The sequence below is a fragment of the Parasphingorhabdus sp. genome (assembly GCF_048267785.1).
GTDB lineage: Bacteria > Pseudomonadota > Alphaproteobacteria > Sphingomonadales > Sphingomonadaceae > Parasphingorhabdus.
Window position 1 is genome coordinate 18,526 of sequence record NZ_JBLWWU010000010.1, and the last position, 18,014, is coordinate 36,539.

The window sequence follows — 18,014 nt, forward strand, 5'->3', positions numbered from 1 at the left end:
CAAAAGGGCGCAAATGAGTATTTTGACTGACTTCAGGATCAAGATTGCTGCGACCATCGCGGTTGTGACTATGCTCGCGGCAGCGGTTGTCTATGCCCAGCTGGAGGGCACAGAACGCGGCGTCGCACCGCTTGCGAGCACCGGTGACTTTGAGGTCACGGGCATAAAAGTAGACGTTCATGGCGACAATGCCTTTGATGCCCGGAAAAAAGGCTGGGAAGAAGCACAGCGCAAAGCCTGGAAGATGTTGTACAAGAACAAGCAGGGCGGCGATAGCGCCGGTCTGTCGGATAGCACGCTGAATACGATCGTATCTGCGATCATCGTCGAGCAGGAGCAGATTGGACCAAAACGCTATATCGCAACGCTCGGCGTGATGTTTGATCGGGCCAGAGCAGGATCCATTCTGGGCGTTAGCGGAAGGCGTTTGCGGTCTCCGCCGATGCTGGTCCTGCCGATCATGTGGAGCGGAGGCTCCCCGCAGGTATTCGAAAACCGCACCGAATGGCAAAAGGCATGGGCCCGTTTCCGCTCGGGCGAAAGCGCGATTGATTATGTCCGGCCTTATGGATCGGACAGCGAATCGCTGGTGATGACCGCCGGGCAGGCCAATCGCCCGAGTCGCCGCTGGTGGCGCAACATATTGGATCAATTCGGCGCGGCGGATGTCATCATCCCTATCGTCCGGCTGACCTACGAATATCCCGGTGGTCCGGTCAAAGCGCGGTTTACCGCCCGCTATGGTCCTGACAACAAATATATCGACAGCTTCGCGCTGAAAGTGGACCGTAGCGAAGATATTCCCAAGATGCTGGATCAAGGCATCGCAAGACTGGACAATATCTATGCAAGCGCCCTGTCGCGCGGTATCTTGAAAACCGACAAGTCGCTGATCATCGAGGATCCGTTCAATATTGATGATCTGGATCTTGCCGATTTCGATCTCGATGACGATTCCGAGACCGGAAGCGCATCCAGCGAATCACCGGAAACAGCTGTCACCGCCGGCGGCACCGAAACCACCAGTGAAACGCCAGCGGCGACGCAGGCGGCGGTAACCAGTATTTCCTTGCAGTTTGATACGCCGGATGTCGGAGCGGTGAGCCGCGGCGAATCGTCTGTGCGCTCGATTCCCGGGGTTGCCTCGGCTTCAACATCAAGCCTCGCGCTGGGTGGTGTTTCCGTCATGAGCGTATCCTATCGGGGTGACATTTCCACTCTTGCCCAGGCGCTTCGGGCGCAGGGCTGGCAGGTGCAACAAGGAGCGGGCGCCTTGCGCATCAGTCGTTCCGGCCAGTAGGTAACAAGATCGTGAGTCAGATTGCTCTCCCTCTTGAACAAAGCCCATCGGCGGAACAGGGCGGATATCTGGTGACCGCTGCCAATGCCGAGGTGCACCGGCAACTACAGTGCTGGCGCGACTGGTCGCATCACACGATGATTTTAATTGGTCCCGAAGCTTCCGGCAAAACGACCATGGCGACGGTGTTTGAAACGGAGAGTCAGGGGCTGTATCTCGACGATGCTGCCGAACAAGAAGATACTGACATATTCCATCTCTGGAATCGCGCCAACAGTGAGAAAAAGCCGCTGCTACTGGTGTCGGAAAAGCCGGTTGCCGATTGGGGGGTTTTGCTTCCCGACCTGAAATCCCGTCTCGCCGCATCGCTGTATCGGGAAATCGGTCCGCCTGATCAGGCGATGATCGACGGACTATTCCAGAAATATTTCGCCCTGCGCGGATTAACCATATCCGAAGACGTTTTGCGCTATCTCGAAAAGCGGATGACCCGGTCCTACGCAATGGTAAGACAGTTGGCGAAAAAAATGGATGCCCTTGCGATCGAGACCAAAAAACCGATAAATCTGGCTATCGCGAAATCTGCGCTCGGATTTCTGGATGCCAGCGATGCAAAGATGGAAATATAGCCGATGGATAATCCTGCTGCAGCGTCGCCCGACGCGGACATGGTAACCCGACGTGACGGTGCCGGCGCTTTGCTGGAAGATGGTAACAAACGCTATTTCAATCGCGAAATAAGCTGGCTGGGGTTCAACGAACGGGTTATCGAAGAGGCTGAAAATACCGCGCATCCATTGCTCGAACGGCTGCGCTTCCTGTCCATTTCCGGTAGCAATCTGGATGAGTTTTTCATGGTTCGCCTGGCCGGACTGGTGGGGCAATATCGTCAGAAAATCGAAGAACGTTCGGTGGATGGCCTGACTCCGACACAGCAGCTGGAGGCTATCGCGACCCGCGTCGACGGATTGTTGGAACATCAGCAGCGAGTCTGGTCGGCCTTGTCAAAAATCTTGGCGGACGAGGATATTCTCGTTTCGCCCATCGATGAGCTTGCCGATGATTCAAAAGCCTGGCTCCGGCAACATTTTCTCGACCAGATATTTCCGGTACTGACTCCACAAGCGCTCGACCCGGCCCATCCCTTTCCTTTCATCCCCAACAAGGGATTGAGTCTGGTTTTCGATCTGGTCCGGGAATCGGATAATCAGGGGATCCGGGAACTGGTGATGATTCCATCCGGTCTCCCGCGCTTCATTCGGCTGCCCGGTGAAGCGGCGATCTACGTTTCTATCGAGACCGCCATCCAGGAATTCTCCGACATTCTTTTTCCTGGCTATGCGGTGAAAAGCAGCGGCCTGTTCCGGATCATCCGCGACAGCGATATAGAAGTGGAAGAAGAGGCAGAAGACCTCGTGCGCTATTTTCGCAGCGCAATCAAACGTCGTCGTCGTGGCGATGTGATCCGGCTCGAAATGGGGCCGAAACTCACGGAACCGGTCGTAGCGATGCTACGCGAAAACCTTCTGCATAATGGCGCGACCGAAAGTCGGATCAACGGGCTGGTTGGCATCAGTGATCTTGAGATTCTGGTCGACGAAGACCGTCCGGATCTGAAATTCACGCCTTATAGCCCGCGTTTTCCGGAGCGTATTCGCGAACATGGGGGGGACTGTTTTGCGGCTATCCGGGACAAGGATATCCTTGTCCATCACCCTTATGAATCATTCGAGGTGGTGATTGAATTTCTGCGGCAAGCGGCCGCTGATCCGGATGTCGTCGCCATCAAGCAGACCCTTTATCGGGCTGGCAAGCAATCCGCTGTTATCCGGGCGCTGATCGACGCTGCCGAAGCCGGCAAATCGGTAACCGCAATTGTCGAACTCAAGGCGCGTTTTGACGAAGAACAGAATCTGTACTGGGCGAGCGCGCTGGAACGGGCGGGCGTGCAGGTGGTATACGGATTTATCGAGTGGAAAACCCACGCGAAAATATCGATGGTCGTGCGCAAGGAGCAGGAAGGCTATCGCACCTATTGCCATTTCGGTACCGGAAATTATCATCCGATCACCGCCAAAATCTATACCGATCTCAGCTTCTTCACCGCTGATCCGCGTGCCGCGCGCGATGCGGCACAATTGTTCAACTATATCACCGGTTATGTCGAGCCCAAGGAACTGGAACTGATCTCCATGTCGCCGCGCAACATGCGCAAGGATTTGATGGCACTGATTGATCAGGAAATTACCAATGCCCGTGATGGCAAGCCGGCCATGATCTGGGCGAAGATGAATTCGCTGGTAGACCCGGCGCTGATCGAAAAGCTGTATCAGGCGAGCAATGCCGGGGTAGAAATTGATCTGGTGGTCCGGGGAATCTGCTGTCTGCGGCCGCATGTGCCGGGCATGTCCGACCATATCCGGGTGAAATCGGTGGTTGGCCGTTTTCTGGAACACAGCCGCATCTGGGCCTTTGGCAATGGCAAGGATTTGCCCAATGATGGCGCAAAACTCTATATTTCGTCGGCCGACTGGATGCCGCGCAATCTTGACCGGCGGGTCGAATATATGATGCCGATTACCAACCCGACCGTCCATGACCAGATACTCGACCAGGTCATGGTCGCCAATTTGATCGATGACGAGCAGAGCTGGGAACTGAATGCGGACGGCGGCTACACGAGGGTCGAGCCGTCAGACAAGCCGTTCAACCTGCACCGCTATTTCATGACCAACCCGTCGCTCTCCGGACGTGGCAAGGCGCTCAAGAAGAGCAACGCCGTTCCCCGCCTCAGTTTGCGGCGCCGCAAGGAAAAAGCGTGACCGACATATTCGTCCAAACACCGCCGTTTTCCGATTTGGTGCCCAAGAAAAGGAGGCAATCCAACCGGCGTACGGCTATTGTTGATATTGGTTCAAACTCTATCCGTTTGGTAGTTTATCAGGGGCCGGCAAGGGTCCCCGCCATCCTGTTCAACGAGAAGGTCATGGCAGGGCTGGGGAAGGAATTGGCGACCACCGGCGCGATTGGCGAGGATTCGATGCAGCTTGCGGTGCGTGGTCTGAAGCGCTTCCATCGCCTTTGCACGGATATGGAAGTCGATAGCATCATGAGCTTCGCCACCGCGGCGGTGCGTGACGCCAGCAATGGCGGCGACCTGCTGAGGGTCGCGCGCGAGATCGGCTATGACGTTGCGGTGCTGCAGGGCGAGGAAGAGGCGGAACTAGCCGCGCTGGGGGTTATTTCCGGCATACCGGATGCAAACGGCATTGTGGGCGATCTGGGGGGCGGCAGTCTGGAACTGGCGATGATTGAACGGGGCGAGGTGAAGGAGCGTTTTTCCTTTCCCTTGGGGGTGCTCCGGGTCGCGGACCTGCGCGCCAAGGGCAACGACAATTTGAAAGCGCAGATGCGCAAGATGCTCAAGAAGACCGGATGGGAGAAACAGGCGCAGCAACTGCCATTCTATCTGGTTGGCGGTTCGTGGCGTTCGCTCGCCCGGCTTGATATGTCCGACAGCAATTACCCGCTCCCGGTCATCCACAATTACGAGATGGAACCGCGTCGCGCCCAGCGGCTGGTCAGCCGACTGGCACATTTGAACAAAGACAAGCTCAAGAGCGTGCCCGGTCTTTCCACGTCGCGCATCCCGACGCTGAATGATGCCGCGTGGCTTTTGTCGATGCTGGTGCGTTATCTGAACAGCAGCAAGATGGTCATTTCCGCTTATGGTGTGCGCGAAGGCGTATTGTTCCAGAATATCAGCAAGCAGGAAGCGGCGAAGGATCCGCTGTTGCTGGCGACGGAAGACGCCGGAACCGCGCAGGCACGATTTCCCGCAAACAGCAGATTGCTCGGCGAATGGATCGGCGATATTTTTTCCGACGATCCGGTCGAGTGGCACCGTATTCGTCAGGCCGCCTGCAATCTGGGCGATGTTGCGTGGCGGGCGAATCCCAATTTTCGGGCAGAGCGGGGACTGGAAATCGGATTGCATGGCAACTGGGTTGCGATCAGCGGACCGGAACGCGAAATGCTGGGGCAGGCGCTGTTTACCAGTTTCGGGGGCGGCAATCGTATCTTCCTTGGCGGGGGAAAGCTGGCGGACGAAAAGGCGACGAAGCGCGCCATCTGTTGGGGGCTTGCGATGCGTTTGGGACAGCGGCTCAGCGGTGGAACCCGCAACCCGCTGGAACAGACCGCCATCCGGAAAAGCGGCAAAAAGCTGGAGCTGACCATTGCCCGTGATTTGGTCGATCTTTACGGGGATGCGGTGGCCAAACGGCACGGGCATCTCGCGAACATGATGGGTCTGGAACCGGTGATGACCGCCGTTTGACAGGTAATGACGCCGGGCTATTCTGGTGCGACGTCGCCTTCCTGCTGGTGAGTCATTTTCAATTTGCCATCCTTCACCGTGAAGCTCACCCGGCCTTCGATCAGATCGAGGGCATCGCGACCAAATTCTTCGTAGCGCCAGCCCTCGAGCAGGGGCACATCTTCCCGTTCTCCGGCGACGATGCTTTCCAGATCGTCGGCACGGGCGAGCAGGCGAGAGGCGACATTCATTTCGGCTGAACGGATTTTGAGCAACAGCTTGAGCAGGTCCGTCACCAGCGCGTTGGATTTTCCATTTTTGGGACGCCGGCCGGTTTTGATCGGCAGATCGTCCCGCGACAGCGGCTTTGCCTGCTTGATGACTTCCATCAGGCGGGCGCCGATATCATTGTTTTTCCAGCCTGCCGAGAGGCCGCGAACCTGTCCCAGCTTGTTCTGATCCTGCGGCGGGTGGGCCGCGATATCCGCCAGCGTTTCGTCACGCATGATCCGTCCACGCGGAAGATCCTTGGACTGCGCTTCGATTTCCCGCCACGCGGCTATCGCCTTCAGTCGCCCAAGCATCTCCAGGTTTCGGCCCTGCGATTTGATCCGCAGCCAAGACTTTTCCGGATCATTGACATAATTGTCGGGATCGGCGAGCTTTTCCATCTCGGCATTGATCCACATGCCCCTACCGGTTTCACGTAATTTTTCCAGCATCATCGGGAAAATTGTGGCGAGATGGGTGACGTCGGCGATGGCATATTCCAGCTGGCGTGCGTTCAGCGGCCGTCGCGACCAGTCGGTGAACCGCGCGCCCTTGTCGAGCGTGATGCCGAGCCAGCTGTCGACGAGATTTGCATAGCCAATCTGTTCGCTCTGACCGATGGCCATCGCCGCAATCTGAGTGTCGAAAATGGGATGCGGGGTCTTACCGGTCATATTGTGGATGATTTCCACGTCCTGGCCGCCGGCGTGAAAAATCTTGAGGACATTTTCGTTGTTGACCAGCAGATTGAGAAGAGGATCAAGATCGACGCCCTTGGCCAGCGGATCGATCGCCGCCGCTTCCTTTCCGTCGGAAATCTGGATGAGGCAGAGAATAGGCCAATAGGTATTCTCGCGCATGAATTCTGTATCAACTGTTACGAAATCCGCAGTCGCAAAGCGTGCGCAGATGTCAGCGATGTCCTGATTGTCAGTCAGCAAATTATGGATGTGCATTTTTGTCCTATACATCGGGCAGGTCATCCCGCAAACAATTCGTCGATACCGGATAAAAATGGGGGGATAAATCATGACATTTTGGTCACTGATTCCAATCGTCATATTGGCGCTGCTGTTGCTCGGACAGGTGATGGCACTGTGCGGCGATGCCTGTCTGGCGATCGCCGATCCGCGGCCGATTGGCGGAAAGACTATCGAAATCACGATATTGGCCTGGGGCTTCGCGTCCCGGCGCGGGCGATCCCTCCAAGCTGATGACTGTTCGCGGCTGGGTATCAACGATATGCGGTTTTTCATGACCCGAAAGGCGATTTTCGTCTGCCTGCTGACCTTCGGATTCGTCCGTACGGTGAGCATTGCCTATCGCTGTTACGCGGGCGATTTCGATGTGGGAGAGGCCTGATGGCACGAATCGTTCATCTCGGCCACCAGATCTGGAACAACTATCACCAGACCGCTGCTTGCAATCTGAAGGACCGGATTGAGCTGTCCAACAGCGATGAGGTCAATGGCCGGGCGCATCTCAAAGGGGTTGCCGAAACGGTTCGGGAGCTACTTTCCGAAGCGAAACAATATCAGATTCCGGTGCGCCCTATTGGTGCGGGCTGGTCGCCAGCTCCGATTAATGTGGTCGAGGATGGCTGGCTGGTCGAGACCTTGCGCCTCAACCGGACCTTCAAGCTGTCGGCCAGTGACGTGCACGCCGATAGCGAATTCGGTGCCGAAGCCTTGCTGCTGGTGCAGGCCGGCGCGACCGTCGATGAAGTCTATGAAAGCGCCGAGGAATTGGGGCGGTCGCTACGCACAGGCGGAGCGAGCAATGGCCAGAGCTTTGCCGGGGCCTGTGCCACCGGCACTCATGGCAGTGTCTGGCAGGCGGGTGGTATTCAGGATCATGTCCGGGCTATTCAACTGGTGACGCCGGAGCGGATATTGTGGATATCGCCGAAGAAGGCGGTGCTGTCGGATGATTTCATCGCCCAGACCGGATCGGAGATCATCCGCGATGACCGGATATTTGCCGCTGCGCAGATCCATGTTGGCGCGATGGGTTTTGTTACGGCAATGCTGATCGAGACGGATCCCATCTATATGGTGCAGAATATCCAGAAGGCCGCAAAGATAAAGCGTGAGCATATCGACTGGCTGTGCCGTGGCGAGTTCAGGAAATTCTCCTGCGAGTTTGGATTGAATGAAGTGCCCTATTTTCAGCAGCTTATAATAAATCCCTTCGACCCTTTCGATAAAAGGAGCCTGCTGCGTTTTCTCTACAAGCGCCCCTTCGATGCCAGCATCCCGCCACCTCCCCCCGGAGATATGGGCGCCGGCTATGACGCCTTGACCCTCCTCGGTCGGGCGATGGCAGAGAGCGACTGGTTCAAGGCAGAAATTTTACAACTGGCGATGGAGCAAGCCTATCCTGATAATCGCGATGTCGATGATCCTCCGGCGATCGCCACCTGGGGGCATACGACGGAAGAACATTCCCCAATTGCCAGTCTGTTCAACGGGTCAGTGACAATGGACCGTAGAAAGCTGAGCGAAGCCTTTGATTTAATTATCGATAGTTTCAGGCGCGGGGGAGGGGGCACAGTTGTCACCCTGCGCTTCGTTCGCCAAGCCCAGGGTCTGCTCGCGCCCGCGCATTGGCCGGACAATGTCGTGATCGACTTTGACGGCCCCAATGTCGAAACCAGTCACAATGGCTACAAGAAAGTCGTCGAGGCGCTCGATGATGCCGGGATTGCTTTCACTCGTCACTGGGGCAAAACCAACAATCTCGACGAGCAACGCGTGAAGCGGGATTATGAACAGAATTTCGCCAACTGGAAATGGGCGCAGGCCCAGGTGATGCCCGACCCGGCCGACCGGCGGGTCTTTGCCAATGACGAATTGGTGAAGCTCGGGTTGATCTGATGTTCTCGTCAAACGATGTGCCAAAAGCGCAAATATTTGGCCAGGTCGAGAAGTCCGACCGGCAGGTCATATCTGTGAATCGGGTCCAGAACTGAAGGTTTCCTTGATTTCTGCGCCATGTCCGGCAAAGTGTCAGTGATATGGTATTTGAGAGCTGCGCTGATGAATTTCCTTCCCGCTGCCGCATTGGCGGCATTCGTAATGGCCTGTCAGACGAGCGCTACTGCAGACGAGTTCGTAGATACTGACGTAGCCCATGAGGAGCAGCAACAAGCTCTCACAAACAACGACGCTGATTTCGGCTGGCTTGACGGTATGTGGTATGACGATTGCGATCAAAAAACTCCACTGATCATCATCTCCGTCAACGCCGATAATATCTACGCGATCATGAACCCGAATGACGGGGAGCATATTGATCCCGCTCGCACAAAAACGGGGAGAATCGAACGGCGTGCAGACGGATTCATCGACATTATACCTGGCGAAGCGAGCAACATTTTTCTTCGTGTCAGGCGAGATATCAATGGCCATATTGTCGGTGAACTGATTGAACGTTTTCAGGATACCGCTGTTGCCATGGAGGCAATTGCCGCGACCCAGTGTCCGACCCCGATCAAGCGAAGGTAGATGGCTGTCATGATGACCAGATATTCCCCATGAGCGATCATATTTCCTCTGTTCACCCGCAAGAGGTGAGTCGAAAGCATGTCTGACCGGAAAATGATGATCGAGCGGGTGCTCGCCGGCGCAAGATTGCTCATATTTGGTGCCGCGCTTTCTGGTGGAGCGGTGACGGCTGGCGAGCATGCGGAGCTCGACTGGGAAACCGCCATCGCCGCTTTTGCCGTCGGAGAACAGCAATCGCCAATGGTATTCAACATGAAGGACGCTGCGCGCTGCAGAGGGCGCTGGATGCTCCATGCCGATGCGGTGGATGACGGCGCTTTTCCAGAAGCAGCTATCGACGCCATGATAGACCAGTTACGGCTCCCGGCCGCTGTGAATGCGATCGATTTTTTCCTCACGGAGGATCGCGACCATCCCGCCGCTCGCGATGCTGCCAGTGAGGCTGAGCGCCTGCTGACACGTACATTGGCAGGTGATCCGGCGGCGGCCCGCACCTATTTCGAAAATCTCGGCCTGTGCTCCACTCTACCCGAAGCGGTGCAGGATGGCCCCGCAGTGGCCACGGACGCGGAAGCGACGGCCCAACAACCGGTGGAACCGCCGCTAATCGAGCCTGCAGCGAGCGATTTCGATGAGCCTGTAAACCAGCAAAGGCTCGCCTTTGTCGAATTTTTCGCACAGCGATTACGCAACGGCGCGCCAGTTGCCGACCTTTTCAAGCCCAGGCTCGCCTTCTTCTACATGGACGAAAGCGATCGTGCGGCGCTCACCACCGGCTATGTCGACGGGCTACCCGCCAGTGATGTCGATAACGGGATCACGTTTGAGGCGACATACTCTTGGAAAAATCCTGATTGTTCCGTGCCCTCCGAGCTTGTTTCCGTGGAAGGTTTCAATCTGGCCGCAGTCATATCGCGGTGGGATGCGATAGAGGTTGCTGTGGACGATCACAATTTCGCCGATTTCGTATTCCAGGATGAAGCGAGAAACGACTATCTGCTCATAAGCATCGAACCTTATCGCAAAGGCTATGCCGTCTCGCGGATCGAATATCATCTCAAGCCGTTCTGACGACAGAGATGTACGCATAGCGGCTGGCAAGGAGCGCCAGTGTCCGCTCTTGGCCAGTGTCCGCTTTAGGCCAGTGTCCATTTTAGGGTTGCCGCTGACGTCCAAAAACATTCAATGACCGGTTGCTAGTCGGGCGATGGATGCGATTTGGGGTTGCGGACTCCCCGGACCGAAATTTTATGGGAATCGCTTGATGGGGCGTCATGAACGACGATAGCGTTGCCCCCAGCCAAAACTCCGTATCCAGTGCGGCACACAGCCTGTTCCGGCAATCTCTGGCCTTGACAAATGGCGCGCAGACCTGTGTTACGCCTGCAATCTTTCCATAAGGGAAAGCACCCAATTCCAAAGGTCCATCATGCACGCATATCGCTCCCATAATTGTTCCGAACTTCGCTCTTCGCACGTCGGCGAGGAAGTCCGTCTGTCCGGCTGGATCCATCGCAAGCGCGATCACGGCAATCTGCTGTTTGTCGATCTGCGCGATCATTTCGGCCTGACCCAGATCGTCAGCGAAACCGGCAGCGAGGCTTTCAAGACGCTCGACGGCGCACGGGTTGAATCAGTCGTCACGGTGACCGGCAAGGTTGTTGCCCGCGACGCCGAAACGGTGAACAAGAATCTGCCGACCGGCGATGTCGAGTTGGTCGCCGATACGGTCAGCATGCAGGGCCCGGCCGACGAATTGCCGATGCCGGTGTTCGGCGAACAGGAATATCCCGAGGATATCCGTCTGCGCTACCGTTTCCTAGATCTGCGGCGCGAAAGCGTTCACGCCAATATGATGCTGCGCTCGAAGGTTATCGCCAGCCTGCGCAACCGGATGACCGAACAAGGCTTCACCGAATTCCAGACGCCGATCCTGACCGCGTCCTCACCGGAAGGCGCGCGCGACTATCTCGTGCCGAGCCGCGTCCATCCCGGCAAATTCTACGCGCTGCCGCAGGCGCCGCAGATGTTCAAGCAGATGTTGATGGTCGCCGGTTTCGACCGCTATTTCCAGATCGCGCCCTGTTTCCGCGACGAGGATGCCCGCGCCGACCGTTCGCCGGGCGAATTTTACCAGCTCGATTTCGAGATGAGCTTTGTCACCCAGGAAGATGTGTTCCAGACGTTGGAACCGGTTCTGGCAGGCGTGTTTGAAGAATTTGCCAACGGCCGCTCGGTCACCCCGGCCGGTGAATTTCCGCGCATTCCCTATAAGGAATCGATGCTGAAATATGGCAATGACAAGCCGGATCTGCGCAACCCGATCATCATCCAGGACGTCAGCGAGCATTTCAAGGGCTCGGGCTTCGGTCTGTTCGACAAGATCACCTCGACCGGCGGCACGGTGCGCGCCTTTGTCGCGCCGGAAGCCGGCAAGAACAGCCGCAAATTCTTTGACGCGATGAATGACTGGGCGCGCAGCGAAGGGTTCGCGGGCCTCGGTTATATCAATATGAAGGATGGCGCGGCTGGCGGGCCGATTGCCAAGAACCACGGCGAAGAAGGCACCGCCAAGCTGCTCGCCGATCTCGGCTGTGGTCCCGATGACGGGGTGTTCTTTGCCGCTGGCAAGGAAGCCGAAGCGGCAAGGCTGGCCGGTCTGGCGCGCACGCGTGCTGCCGAGCAGCTCGGCCTGATCGATGAAAATGCGTTTAAATTCTGCTGGATCGTCGACTATCCTATGTTCGAATATGACGAAGAGCTGAAGAAACTGGATTTCTCGCACAATCCATTCTCGATGCCGCAGGGCGAGCTGGATGCGCTGGAAAACAAGGATCCGCTCGACATATTGGCGTGGCAATATGATATTGTCTGCAACGGCATCGAGCTGTCCTCCGGCGCGATCCGGAACCACCGGCCCGACATCATGTACAAGGCGTTTGAAATCGCCGGTTATACCAAGGATCAGGTCGACACCGAATTTTCCGGCATGATCAACGCGCTGAAATATGGCGCGCCGCCGCATGGCGGGTCTGCGCCGGGCGTTGACCGGATCGTGATGATGCTGGCGAATGAACCGAATATCCGCGAGGTTGTCTTGTTCCCGATGAATCAGAAGGCCGAAGACCTGATGATGAACGCGCCAAGCCCGGTTGCCGCAAAGCAATTGCGTGAATTGCACATCCGCGTGGTCGAGCCACCAAAGGAAGGATAGAATCAACATTATAGCCAGTTCCGTTCGTGTCCAGCGTAGTCGAGACACGCTGGGAAGATGGCGATCTCTCCCGATGGCGCTCGAAACGAACGGAGTTATGAATTGACCAGTTTCATCCCCGAACAACATCATTTCGCATCCTCCCACGGCGAAATCTGCTATTTCGAATGGGGCAGGGCTGGCGAGGGTCCTTCGATACTCCTGCTTCATGCGACCGGCTTTCATGCGCGCTGCTGGGATCAGGTCGTTGATGCGTTTCCCGATGGTGTTCATGTTATTGCCGTTGATCAACTGGGGCACGGACGCAGCGCCAAGCCGGAGATCACCGACTGGTCAATGATTTCCGGCGCGACGGCAGAGTTGCTGAAATCGCTTGGAACGAATTTCACGAGGGCGGCGGGGCACAGCATGGGCGGTTGTTGTCTGGTGCAGGTCGTCGACCGGTTGCCCGATCTTGCTGGGCAGCTGGTGCTGATCGACCCGGTGATTATGGAACCGGAGGCCTACCAAAATCCGGCAGATTTTAGCGCCACGTACGAGATGGTTGCCAAGCGTCGGAACAGCTGGACCGGACCGGATGCCATGTTCGAGCGGTTCAGGGACCGTCACCCGTATAATCTCTGGGATCCGCAAGTGCTGCGGGATTATTGTGAATATGGCCTGTTGCCCGATGGCAAAGGCGGGTTCGAACTGGCCTGTCCGCCTCAAATCGAAGCGTCGATCTATGCGACCAGTACATCGGTTGATCCCTGGCCGATGATCGAGAAGATCACCCAGCCGGTGACCGTCCTGCGGGCAGCACAGATCAAGCAGGATGGTGCCTTCGATTTCGCTTCGTCACCGACACCGCCGGGCCTTGCAGAGAATTTCGCCCATGGCACCGATATCTATCTGCCTGACCTGACCCATTTCATGCCGATGCAGGACCCCGGCCGGATTGCAGGATTGATCATCGGTGATTAATGTTACACGCGGATAATATTGGATATTTTTGACGAACGAACATCGGGGGGATGGACATGAACAGATTTTTGACCGCCGCGATTGGTGCATTTATCGCACTATCCGGCTTTTCTACCCTGGCCCGGGCGGAAGTGTTGACCATAGACGGAATGTCACCGGCTCAATCTCCCGAATTTACCGAAATTCAGTCGATTGCCATCGAATACTTCGGTGGCCGTGACGGGCGGGCGCTGGCGTTTGAGCTGGAAGACCGGCTTTCAGCGATCCGGGTTTTCGACCAACCCTATTTTGACATCATCGGGGGACGCTCTGCGGTACAATCCGATGCGATAATGTCGGGGAATGTGACGGCAGGAGTCGAGCAATATGACTCGGTCGCGAAGCGGCGGCGCTGTGTAAAGCGTGACGAGAAGGACAAATGCATCACCTACAAGAATATCAAGGTCGATTGTCTGACCCGTCGCATCGATTTCCGCGCCCAGGTGCGGGCAACGCGATATAGTGATGGCCGCAGCATCTATACCGAAAGCTTTCCGCACCAGAATGAACAGATGATATGTGCCGGCGATGACGAGGATTTTGTAAGCAGTGAATCCGTGATCCGGACGATGTTGTCCGACACCGCCAGCGCTGTCCGCAACGATCTGGCCCCGAGAGTATATCGTATCGATGTCCGCATCCTTGAAAGCCGCAAGGGGATGACGAAAGTGGAAGGAAATTTCTTCAAGGCAGCGATCAAGATGACCAAGAGCGATGCCGAGGAAGCTTGCCGGATGTGGGATGACGCGGCGCAGAACGGACAGGTCCATATCTCGCTGGCATTCAACCGCGCGTTGTGCGCGGAGCAGCGCGGTGATCTCGAGTCAGCGCTGGTGCTTTATGAAAAAGCAGACGCATTGTCGCCCGGGAAATTCGAAGTGACCCAGGCGATCGAACGCGCAAACGGGCATCGACAGGCGCTGGATGAGTGGGAATTGCGGCAGTCCGGACGACGCGACAGGTAAAGTTCGCGAACAGGGTTAACCGGTTGGTCCATTTTACGATATTATAGTATATCGTCAGGCTGAACGTGGCGTGGCGCACCGAGCGTCTGGCAGCGACGGATAGAGCCAACAACCCAGGACCCGGGGATCAATTGCGGGATGATGGAGCATAAATGACGATAGATCTGTCCGACTATGAATCCGGCGACAAATTTGACTGCGATTATGGTGACGAGCTGAAAGCGCTGCAGGATCGGCTCGCGCATATTCATTTCAAGCATATCATCCACGGCAGCCGGTCGATCATTGTGTTCGAGGGCTGGGATGCGGCAGGCAAGGGGGGGACGATTCGCCGGATGACGGGCGAATGGGATCCGCGCTATTATGATGTCTGGCCGATTGGCGCCCCGACCAAGGAGGAGAAAGACCGCCATTTCCTCTGGCGCTTCTGGAAGAAACTGCCGGGTAGCCGCGAAATCGGTGTATTTGATCGCAGCTGGTATGGGCGCGTCCTGGTCGAACGGGTCGAGAGTTTCTGCACCAAGGTCGAATGGAAACGCGGCTACGACGAGATCAACGAATTTGAAGCGCAGCAGATTGACGGGGGCACCAATCTGGTGAAGCTCTTTTTTCACACCACGCAAGAAGAACAGGACAAGCGTCTCGCCAAGCGGCTCGACACGCCGCACAAGCGCTGGAAAATTACCGCCGAGGATTTCCGCAACCGCGAAAAGCGCGATGACTATCTCGAGGCGATGCGTGACATGTTCGAAAATACCAACACGCGCTGGGCACCGTGGCAGGTGATCGATGGCAATGACAAGAAATCCGCGCGCATCGCCGCCATGACCCATGTCGCCGATACACTGGAAGCGGCATTGCCAAGGGATTTGCCAGAGGCCGATCCCGAACTGGTGAAACTGGCAGAAAAGGCATTTGGCTATGAGGCCAAGGATTAGTCCTTTTTTGCGTCGATATCAGCGACTGGCGGGGTAGCCGCTTTTCTGTCCGGTTTGGACGCGAAAAGCGGGCGTAAATCTGGCAAGCAGCGGTTCGAGATTATATCTGGCTGGCTTCCTGCAACGCGGCGTCACGCAATTCCTTTGCCAATTTCTTGTCCGGCAGGGTTCGTGCCAGTGTCATTCCGCCGACGCAGAGAGCGGAGAGCGTCAGCGCGCGCTGTCTGCTTCCGGGCTTGCCTTCACCCAAACATTGCTCGAACAACCATAGCATCGACTCGAGCAAGCCCTGATAGGCAGTTCGTACACTGTCATCCGCACGCGCCGCGTCCGATGGGAGCGCAATCATTGGACATTGGCCGTCAACATCACCCAGATGTTCGTCGGACAGGTAACTTTTGACCATATTCTGGACCATTTCAGGGGAGGGCGATTGCATGTTGACGCCGGCCTCGGTTCGTCATTGAGCGCCGCGCCCCATCAAAAAACTGGCGACTGCCTCGCCATAAAGAGCCTGTTTGTTCTTGAAATGATTGTAAAATCCGCCACGGGTTAGTCCTGCGGCATCCATGATCTGGTCTATCGTAACATTTTCAAAACCATGACGATTGAACAATATCCGTGCCGCCTCGACAATCTTTGTCCGCGTCCGGCGTTTATGTTCTGCGCTATATGGCATGGCTGATGTCTCCTGCTTTCAGGAGAATAGCATAATGTAAAATATGTTCTTTAACATATTAAAAGTCATGTCAGTTTGTTGCTTGTCGTAAAAATCGAACTCAATGAAAGGACTATGGAATGCCGAAATTTGTGTTTGCCTATCATGGTGGACCTTCTTCTCTCTCTCCCGAGGAAGGCCAGGCGCATATGGGAGAATGGGTGGCCTGGATTGAAAGCATGGGCGACGGGGTTGTTGATCGTGGTCTGGCTGTCGGCCAGTCCAGAACGGCAGGTCCGGATGGTATCACCCGGGATGGCGGCGCGAATCCCCTGTCGGGATATACGGTTATCGAAGCGGCAGACATGGATGTCGCGCTGCAGATGGCAAGTGCGTCTCCGCACATCAAAGTCGGGGGGACGATAGAGGTCGCGCCGGTAATGGATATGGCAATGTAAGGGCAGGACAGCCCGGCCCGTCATTCTGACGCCTGCTTTCTCGTGAGCAGATATTATATTTGCGGGACCAACCAAGCTTGCTGCCGGTTAGGCCGGAGCCCTTCGTTGTTGTGATTCTCGCATAACCATCGCCGCAGAGTGTTGCGTATCACCCGCGTGCAATATTCTGCGGCTCGCTTTGCCCCACCGGGCCGGTGCAGCCCCATTCGGACATCAATCCTTTTTCGTAATGCTTTTTCAGGAGTCTCAGATATGAATTTGCCAATCACCACCATTTTCGCTGCCATCTTTGTGCTCGCATTGATACCTCTCACGATTCAGGTCGGTCTGAAAAGGTTAGCCATCCGGATGTTCTTCGGGGACGGCGGTGATCTGGCGCTCGCGCAACGTCGTGCAGCGCAAAGCAATTATCTGGAGCATGTGCCGATCTTCCTGGTCGCGCTCGCCATTTGCGAGATCACCGGCGCGCCTGCGCTGCTCTTGTGGAGCGCAGGCGGATGCATGCTTGTTGCCCGGACGGTCCACGCTTATTGCATGTTGTTTACCAACGGGATCGGCGATAGCCGTGCCGTCGGCATGATGCTGACATTTGCTGCCCATTTAGCCCTCGGCGGTTTTTTGGTCGCGAGAGCATTGGGCTGATTATCGCGGTCTCTCATTCCGATCGATGAGCAGAAAGCCAGATCGTGCAACCGGCAAATAATGTCGCAACAGAGCCGCTTGCTCCGGAAAATGGCACTGACCCGAACCCCAAATGGACGGCTGCGATATTCAGGGCCATGGCTATCACGCCGGCAAGCATGCTGAGGACCCCGACCGCTCGGCCAATGGCATTGCCGTTGCGAAACAGCGCTAATCCGAAAATCAACGCGGCGAGGCCGAGGATGGCCTTGGCGAGATTGTAGAACAGAAATGATCCGGCCAGCAATGTGCCCATAAGTGGTGCAAATTCGGCACCGGCTTTGGCGGCTGGCAGGAACATCGAAAGGCCGATGCCCGACTGAACCACGTTTATCAGTCCGGATACCAGCAGCGCGGCCCAACCCCATTGCATGTCCGAAGACCGGATCAGGCCGACGAGCGACGCAATGGAAATGCCGGTAAACAACATGAGTTCCATGGTCCAGATCGTGGATCGCAGAGGCCAGCCTTCGACGATTCCGACGCCGCTGAGCGTCGCCACATATAGCGACTGGGTCGCCACGGTAAGCAGAAGCATGATCGATACTGATATCGCTATATTGCGCGTGGACTGTGGCATAAATTCTCCGGAATTCTCAACGATTCAAAGGCCATTCAGGGCGGATGGGCAGATTCGTTACAGTCCCGACAAAAAAATTCGGATTGCCGTCTTAAGCGGAGCCCGGTTTCGCCGTTAACGGAAG

At 56.3% G+C, this 18,014-nt stretch carries 18 protein-coding genes; 14 read left to right on the forward strand and 4 right to left on the reverse strand.

Annotated features, from left to right (window positions below; translation table 11 throughout):
• Positions 1-13 precede the first annotated feature (13 nt).
• From ACN0VD_RS09645 to ACN0VD_RS09660, 4 genes are read left to right on the forward strand one after another with little or no spacing between them, the layout of a single operon-like run.
• A complete protein-coding gene (locus tag ACN0VD_RS09645) occupies positions 14-1,300 on the forward strand; it encodes a heavy-metal-associated domain-containing protein (RefSeq protein WP_417593735.1) in 1,287 nt (428 codons plus the stop codon).
• 11 nt (positions 1,301-1,311) lie between these two features.
• Positions 1,312-1,929, forward strand: a complete 618-nt coding sequence (locus ACN0VD_RS09650; RefSeq protein ID WP_417593736.1) for a hypothetical protein — start codon at positions 1,312-1,314, stop codon at positions 1,927-1,929.
• 39 nt (positions 1,930-1,968) lie between these two features.
• Positions 1,969-4,122: an RNA degradosome polyphosphate kinase gene (locus ACN0VD_RS09655; protein ID WP_417593862.1), complete on the forward strand. Its 2,154-nt coding sequence runs from the start codon at positions 1,969-1,971 to the stop codon at positions 4,120-4,122.
• Complete coding sequence (locus ACN0VD_RS09660; RefSeq protein WP_417593737.1) at positions 4,119-5,639, forward strand: Ppx/GppA family phosphatase; 1,521 nt, start codon at positions 4,119-4,121, stop codon at positions 5,637-5,639. The genes ACN0VD_RS09655 and ACN0VD_RS09660 overlap by 4 nt, the downstream gene beginning before the upstream one ends.
• A gap of 17 nt (positions 5,640-5,656) precedes the next feature.
• Here ACN0VD_RS09660 and rnd read toward each other — a convergent pair whose 3' ends face one another.
• On the reverse strand, positions 5,657-6,844 hold the full coding sequence (gene rnd / locus ACN0VD_RS09665) for a ribonuclease D (RefSeq protein WP_417593738.1): 1,188 nt from the start codon (positions 6,842-6,844) through the stop codon (positions 5,657-5,659).
• 73 nt (positions 6,845-6,917) lie between these two features.
• Between rnd and ACN0VD_RS09670 the strand changes: the two genes are divergently transcribed.
• From ACN0VD_RS09670 to ACN0VD_RS09705, 8 genes are all read left to right on the forward strand, one after another.
• A complete protein-coding gene (locus tag ACN0VD_RS09670) occupies positions 6,918-7,250 on the forward strand; it encodes a hypothetical protein (protein WP_417593739.1) in 333 nt (110 codons plus the stop codon).
• A complete protein-coding gene (locus ACN0VD_RS09675; protein WP_417593740.1) occupies positions 7,250-8,764 on the forward strand; it encodes an FAD-binding protein in 1,515 nt (504 codons plus the stop codon). Before ACN0VD_RS09670 ends, ACN0VD_RS09675 begins: the two co-directional genes overlap by 1 nt.
• Before the next feature lie 162 nt (positions 8,765-8,926).
• The gene (locus tag ACN0VD_RS09680; protein WP_417593741.1) at positions 8,927-9,394 is read left to right on the forward strand and encodes a hypothetical protein; all 468 of its coding nucleotides are present in this window, start codon (positions 8,927-8,929) and stop codon (positions 9,392-9,394) included.
• Positions 9,395-9,472: 78 nt separating this feature from the next.
• The gene (locus ACN0VD_RS09685; RefSeq protein ID WP_417593742.1) at positions 9,473-10,465 is read left to right on the forward strand and encodes a hypothetical protein; all 993 of its coding nucleotides are present in this window, start codon (positions 9,473-9,475) and stop codon (positions 10,463-10,465) included.
• Between the two features lie 358 nt (positions 10,466-10,823).
• The gene (aspS, locus tag ACN0VD_RS09690) at positions 10,824-12,608 is read left to right on the forward strand and encodes an aspartate--tRNA ligase (RefSeq protein WP_417593743.1); all 1,785 of its coding nucleotides are present in this window, start codon (positions 10,824-10,826) and stop codon (positions 12,606-12,608) included.
• A gap of 102 nt (positions 12,609-12,710) precedes the next feature.
• Entirely contained in the window at positions 12,711-13,571 is an 861-nt protein-coding gene (locus ACN0VD_RS09695; RefSeq protein ID WP_417593744.1) for an alpha/beta fold hydrolase, read from the forward strand.
• 56 nt (positions 13,572-13,627) lie between these two features.
• Positions 13,628-14,575, forward strand: coding sequence for a tetratricopeptide repeat protein (locus tag ACN0VD_RS09700; protein ID WP_417593745.1), 948 nt, complete (start codon positions 13,628-13,630; stop codon positions 14,573-14,575).
• 152 nt (positions 14,576-14,727) lie between these two features.
• Positions 14,728-15,513 (forward strand): polyphosphate kinase 2 family protein, encoded by a 786-nt coding sequence (locus tag ACN0VD_RS09705; RefSeq protein ID WP_417593746.1) that lies wholly within the window; start codon positions 14,728-14,730, stop codon positions 15,511-15,513.
• A 100-nt stretch (positions 15,514-15,613) separates the two neighbouring features.
• Here the strand turns inward: ACN0VD_RS09705 and ACN0VD_RS09710 are convergent, their stop codons facing one another.
• Positions 15,614-15,952, reverse strand: coding sequence for a hypothetical protein (locus ACN0VD_RS09710; RefSeq protein WP_417593747.1), 339 nt, complete (start codon positions 15,950-15,952; stop codon positions 15,614-15,616).
• Positions 15,953-15,973: 21 nt separating this feature from the next.
• Positions 15,974-16,192 (reverse strand): TetR/AcrR family transcriptional regulator, encoded by a 219-nt coding sequence (locus ACN0VD_RS09715; RefSeq protein WP_417593748.1) that lies wholly within the window; start codon positions 16,190-16,192, stop codon positions 15,974-15,976.
• 119 nt (positions 16,193-16,311) lie between these two features.
• On the opposite strand from ACN0VD_RS09715, the gene ACN0VD_RS09720 reads away from it, so the two are divergent.
• Positions 16,312-16,629, forward strand: a complete 318-nt coding sequence (locus ACN0VD_RS09720; protein ID WP_417593749.1) for a YciI family protein — start codon at positions 16,312-16,314, stop codon at positions 16,627-16,629.
• Between the two features lie 252 nt (positions 16,630-16,881).
• Positions 16,882-17,271 carry an MAPEG family protein gene (locus ACN0VD_RS09725; RefSeq protein ID WP_417593750.1) on the forward strand — a complete coding sequence of 130 codons (390 nt, stop codon included), beginning with the start codon at positions 16,882-16,884 and terminating at the stop codon, positions 17,269-17,271.
• A 13-nt stretch (positions 17,272-17,284) separates the two neighbouring features.
• On the opposite strand, the gene ACN0VD_RS09730 is transcribed toward ACN0VD_RS09725, so the two are convergent.
• Positions 17,285-17,890: a hypothetical protein gene (locus tag ACN0VD_RS09730; protein ID WP_417593751.1), complete on the reverse strand. Its 606-nt coding sequence runs from the start codon at positions 17,888-17,890 to the stop codon at positions 17,285-17,287.
• Between the last annotated feature and the right edge of the window lie 124 nt (positions 17,891-18,014).

Bases quoted from the DNA above. Each gene is read 5' to 3' on its own strand.
- ACN0VD_RS09645 (WP_417593735.1), top strand. From the start codon at position 14: ATGAGTATTTTGACTGACTTCAGGATCAAGATTGCTGCGACCATCGCG.
- ACN0VD_RS09710 (WP_417593747.1), bottom strand. From the start codon at position 15,952: ATGCAATCGCCCTCCCCTGAAATGGTCCAGAATATGGTCAAAAGTTAC.
- ACN0VD_RS09680 (WP_417593741.1), top strand. From the start codon at position 8,927: ATGAATTTCCTTCCCGCTGCCGCATTGGCGGCATTCGTAATGGCCTGT.
- ACN0VD_RS09700 (WP_417593745.1), top strand. From the start codon at position 13,628: ATGAACAGATTTTTGACCGCCGCGATTGGTGCATTTATCGCACTATCC.
- ACN0VD_RS09725 (WP_417593750.1), top strand. From the start codon at position 16,882: ATGAATTTGCCAATCACCACCATTTTCGCTGCCATCTTTGTGCTCGCA.
- ACN0VD_RS09655 (WP_417593862.1), top strand. From the start codon at position 1,969: ATGGTAACCCGACGTGACGGTGCCGGCGCTTTGCTGGAAGATGGTAAC.
- ACN0VD_RS09720 (WP_417593749.1), top strand. From the start codon at position 16,312: ATGCCGAAATTTGTGTTTGCCTATCATGGTGGACCTTCTTCTCTCTCT.
- aspS (WP_417593743.1), top strand. From the start codon at position 10,824: ATGCACGCATATCGCTCCCATAATTGTTCCGAACTTCGCTCTTCGCAC.
- ACN0VD_RS09685 (WP_417593742.1), top strand. From the start codon at position 9,473: ATGTCTGACCGGAAAATGATGATCGAGCGGGTGCTCGCCGGCGCAAGA.
- ACN0VD_RS09730 (WP_417593751.1), bottom strand. From the start codon at position 17,890: ATGCCACAGTCCACGCGCAATATAGCGATATCAGTATCGATCATGCTT.
- ACN0VD_RS09715 (WP_417593748.1), bottom strand. From the start codon at position 16,192: ATGCCATATAGCGCAGAACATAAACGCCGGACGCGGACAAAGATTGTC.
- ACN0VD_RS09705 (WP_417593746.1), top strand. From the start codon at position 14,728: ATGACGATAGATCTGTCCGACTATGAATCCGGCGACAAATTTGACTGC.
- rnd (WP_417593738.1), bottom strand. From the start codon at position 6,844: ATGCACATCCATAATTTGCTGACTGACAATCAGGACATCGCTGACATC.
- ACN0VD_RS09670 (WP_417593739.1), top strand. From the start codon at position 6,918: ATGACATTTTGGTCACTGATTCCAATCGTCATATTGGCGCTGCTGTTG.
- ACN0VD_RS09675 (WP_417593740.1), top strand. From the start codon at position 7,250: ATGGCACGAATCGTTCATCTCGGCCACCAGATCTGGAACAACTATCAC.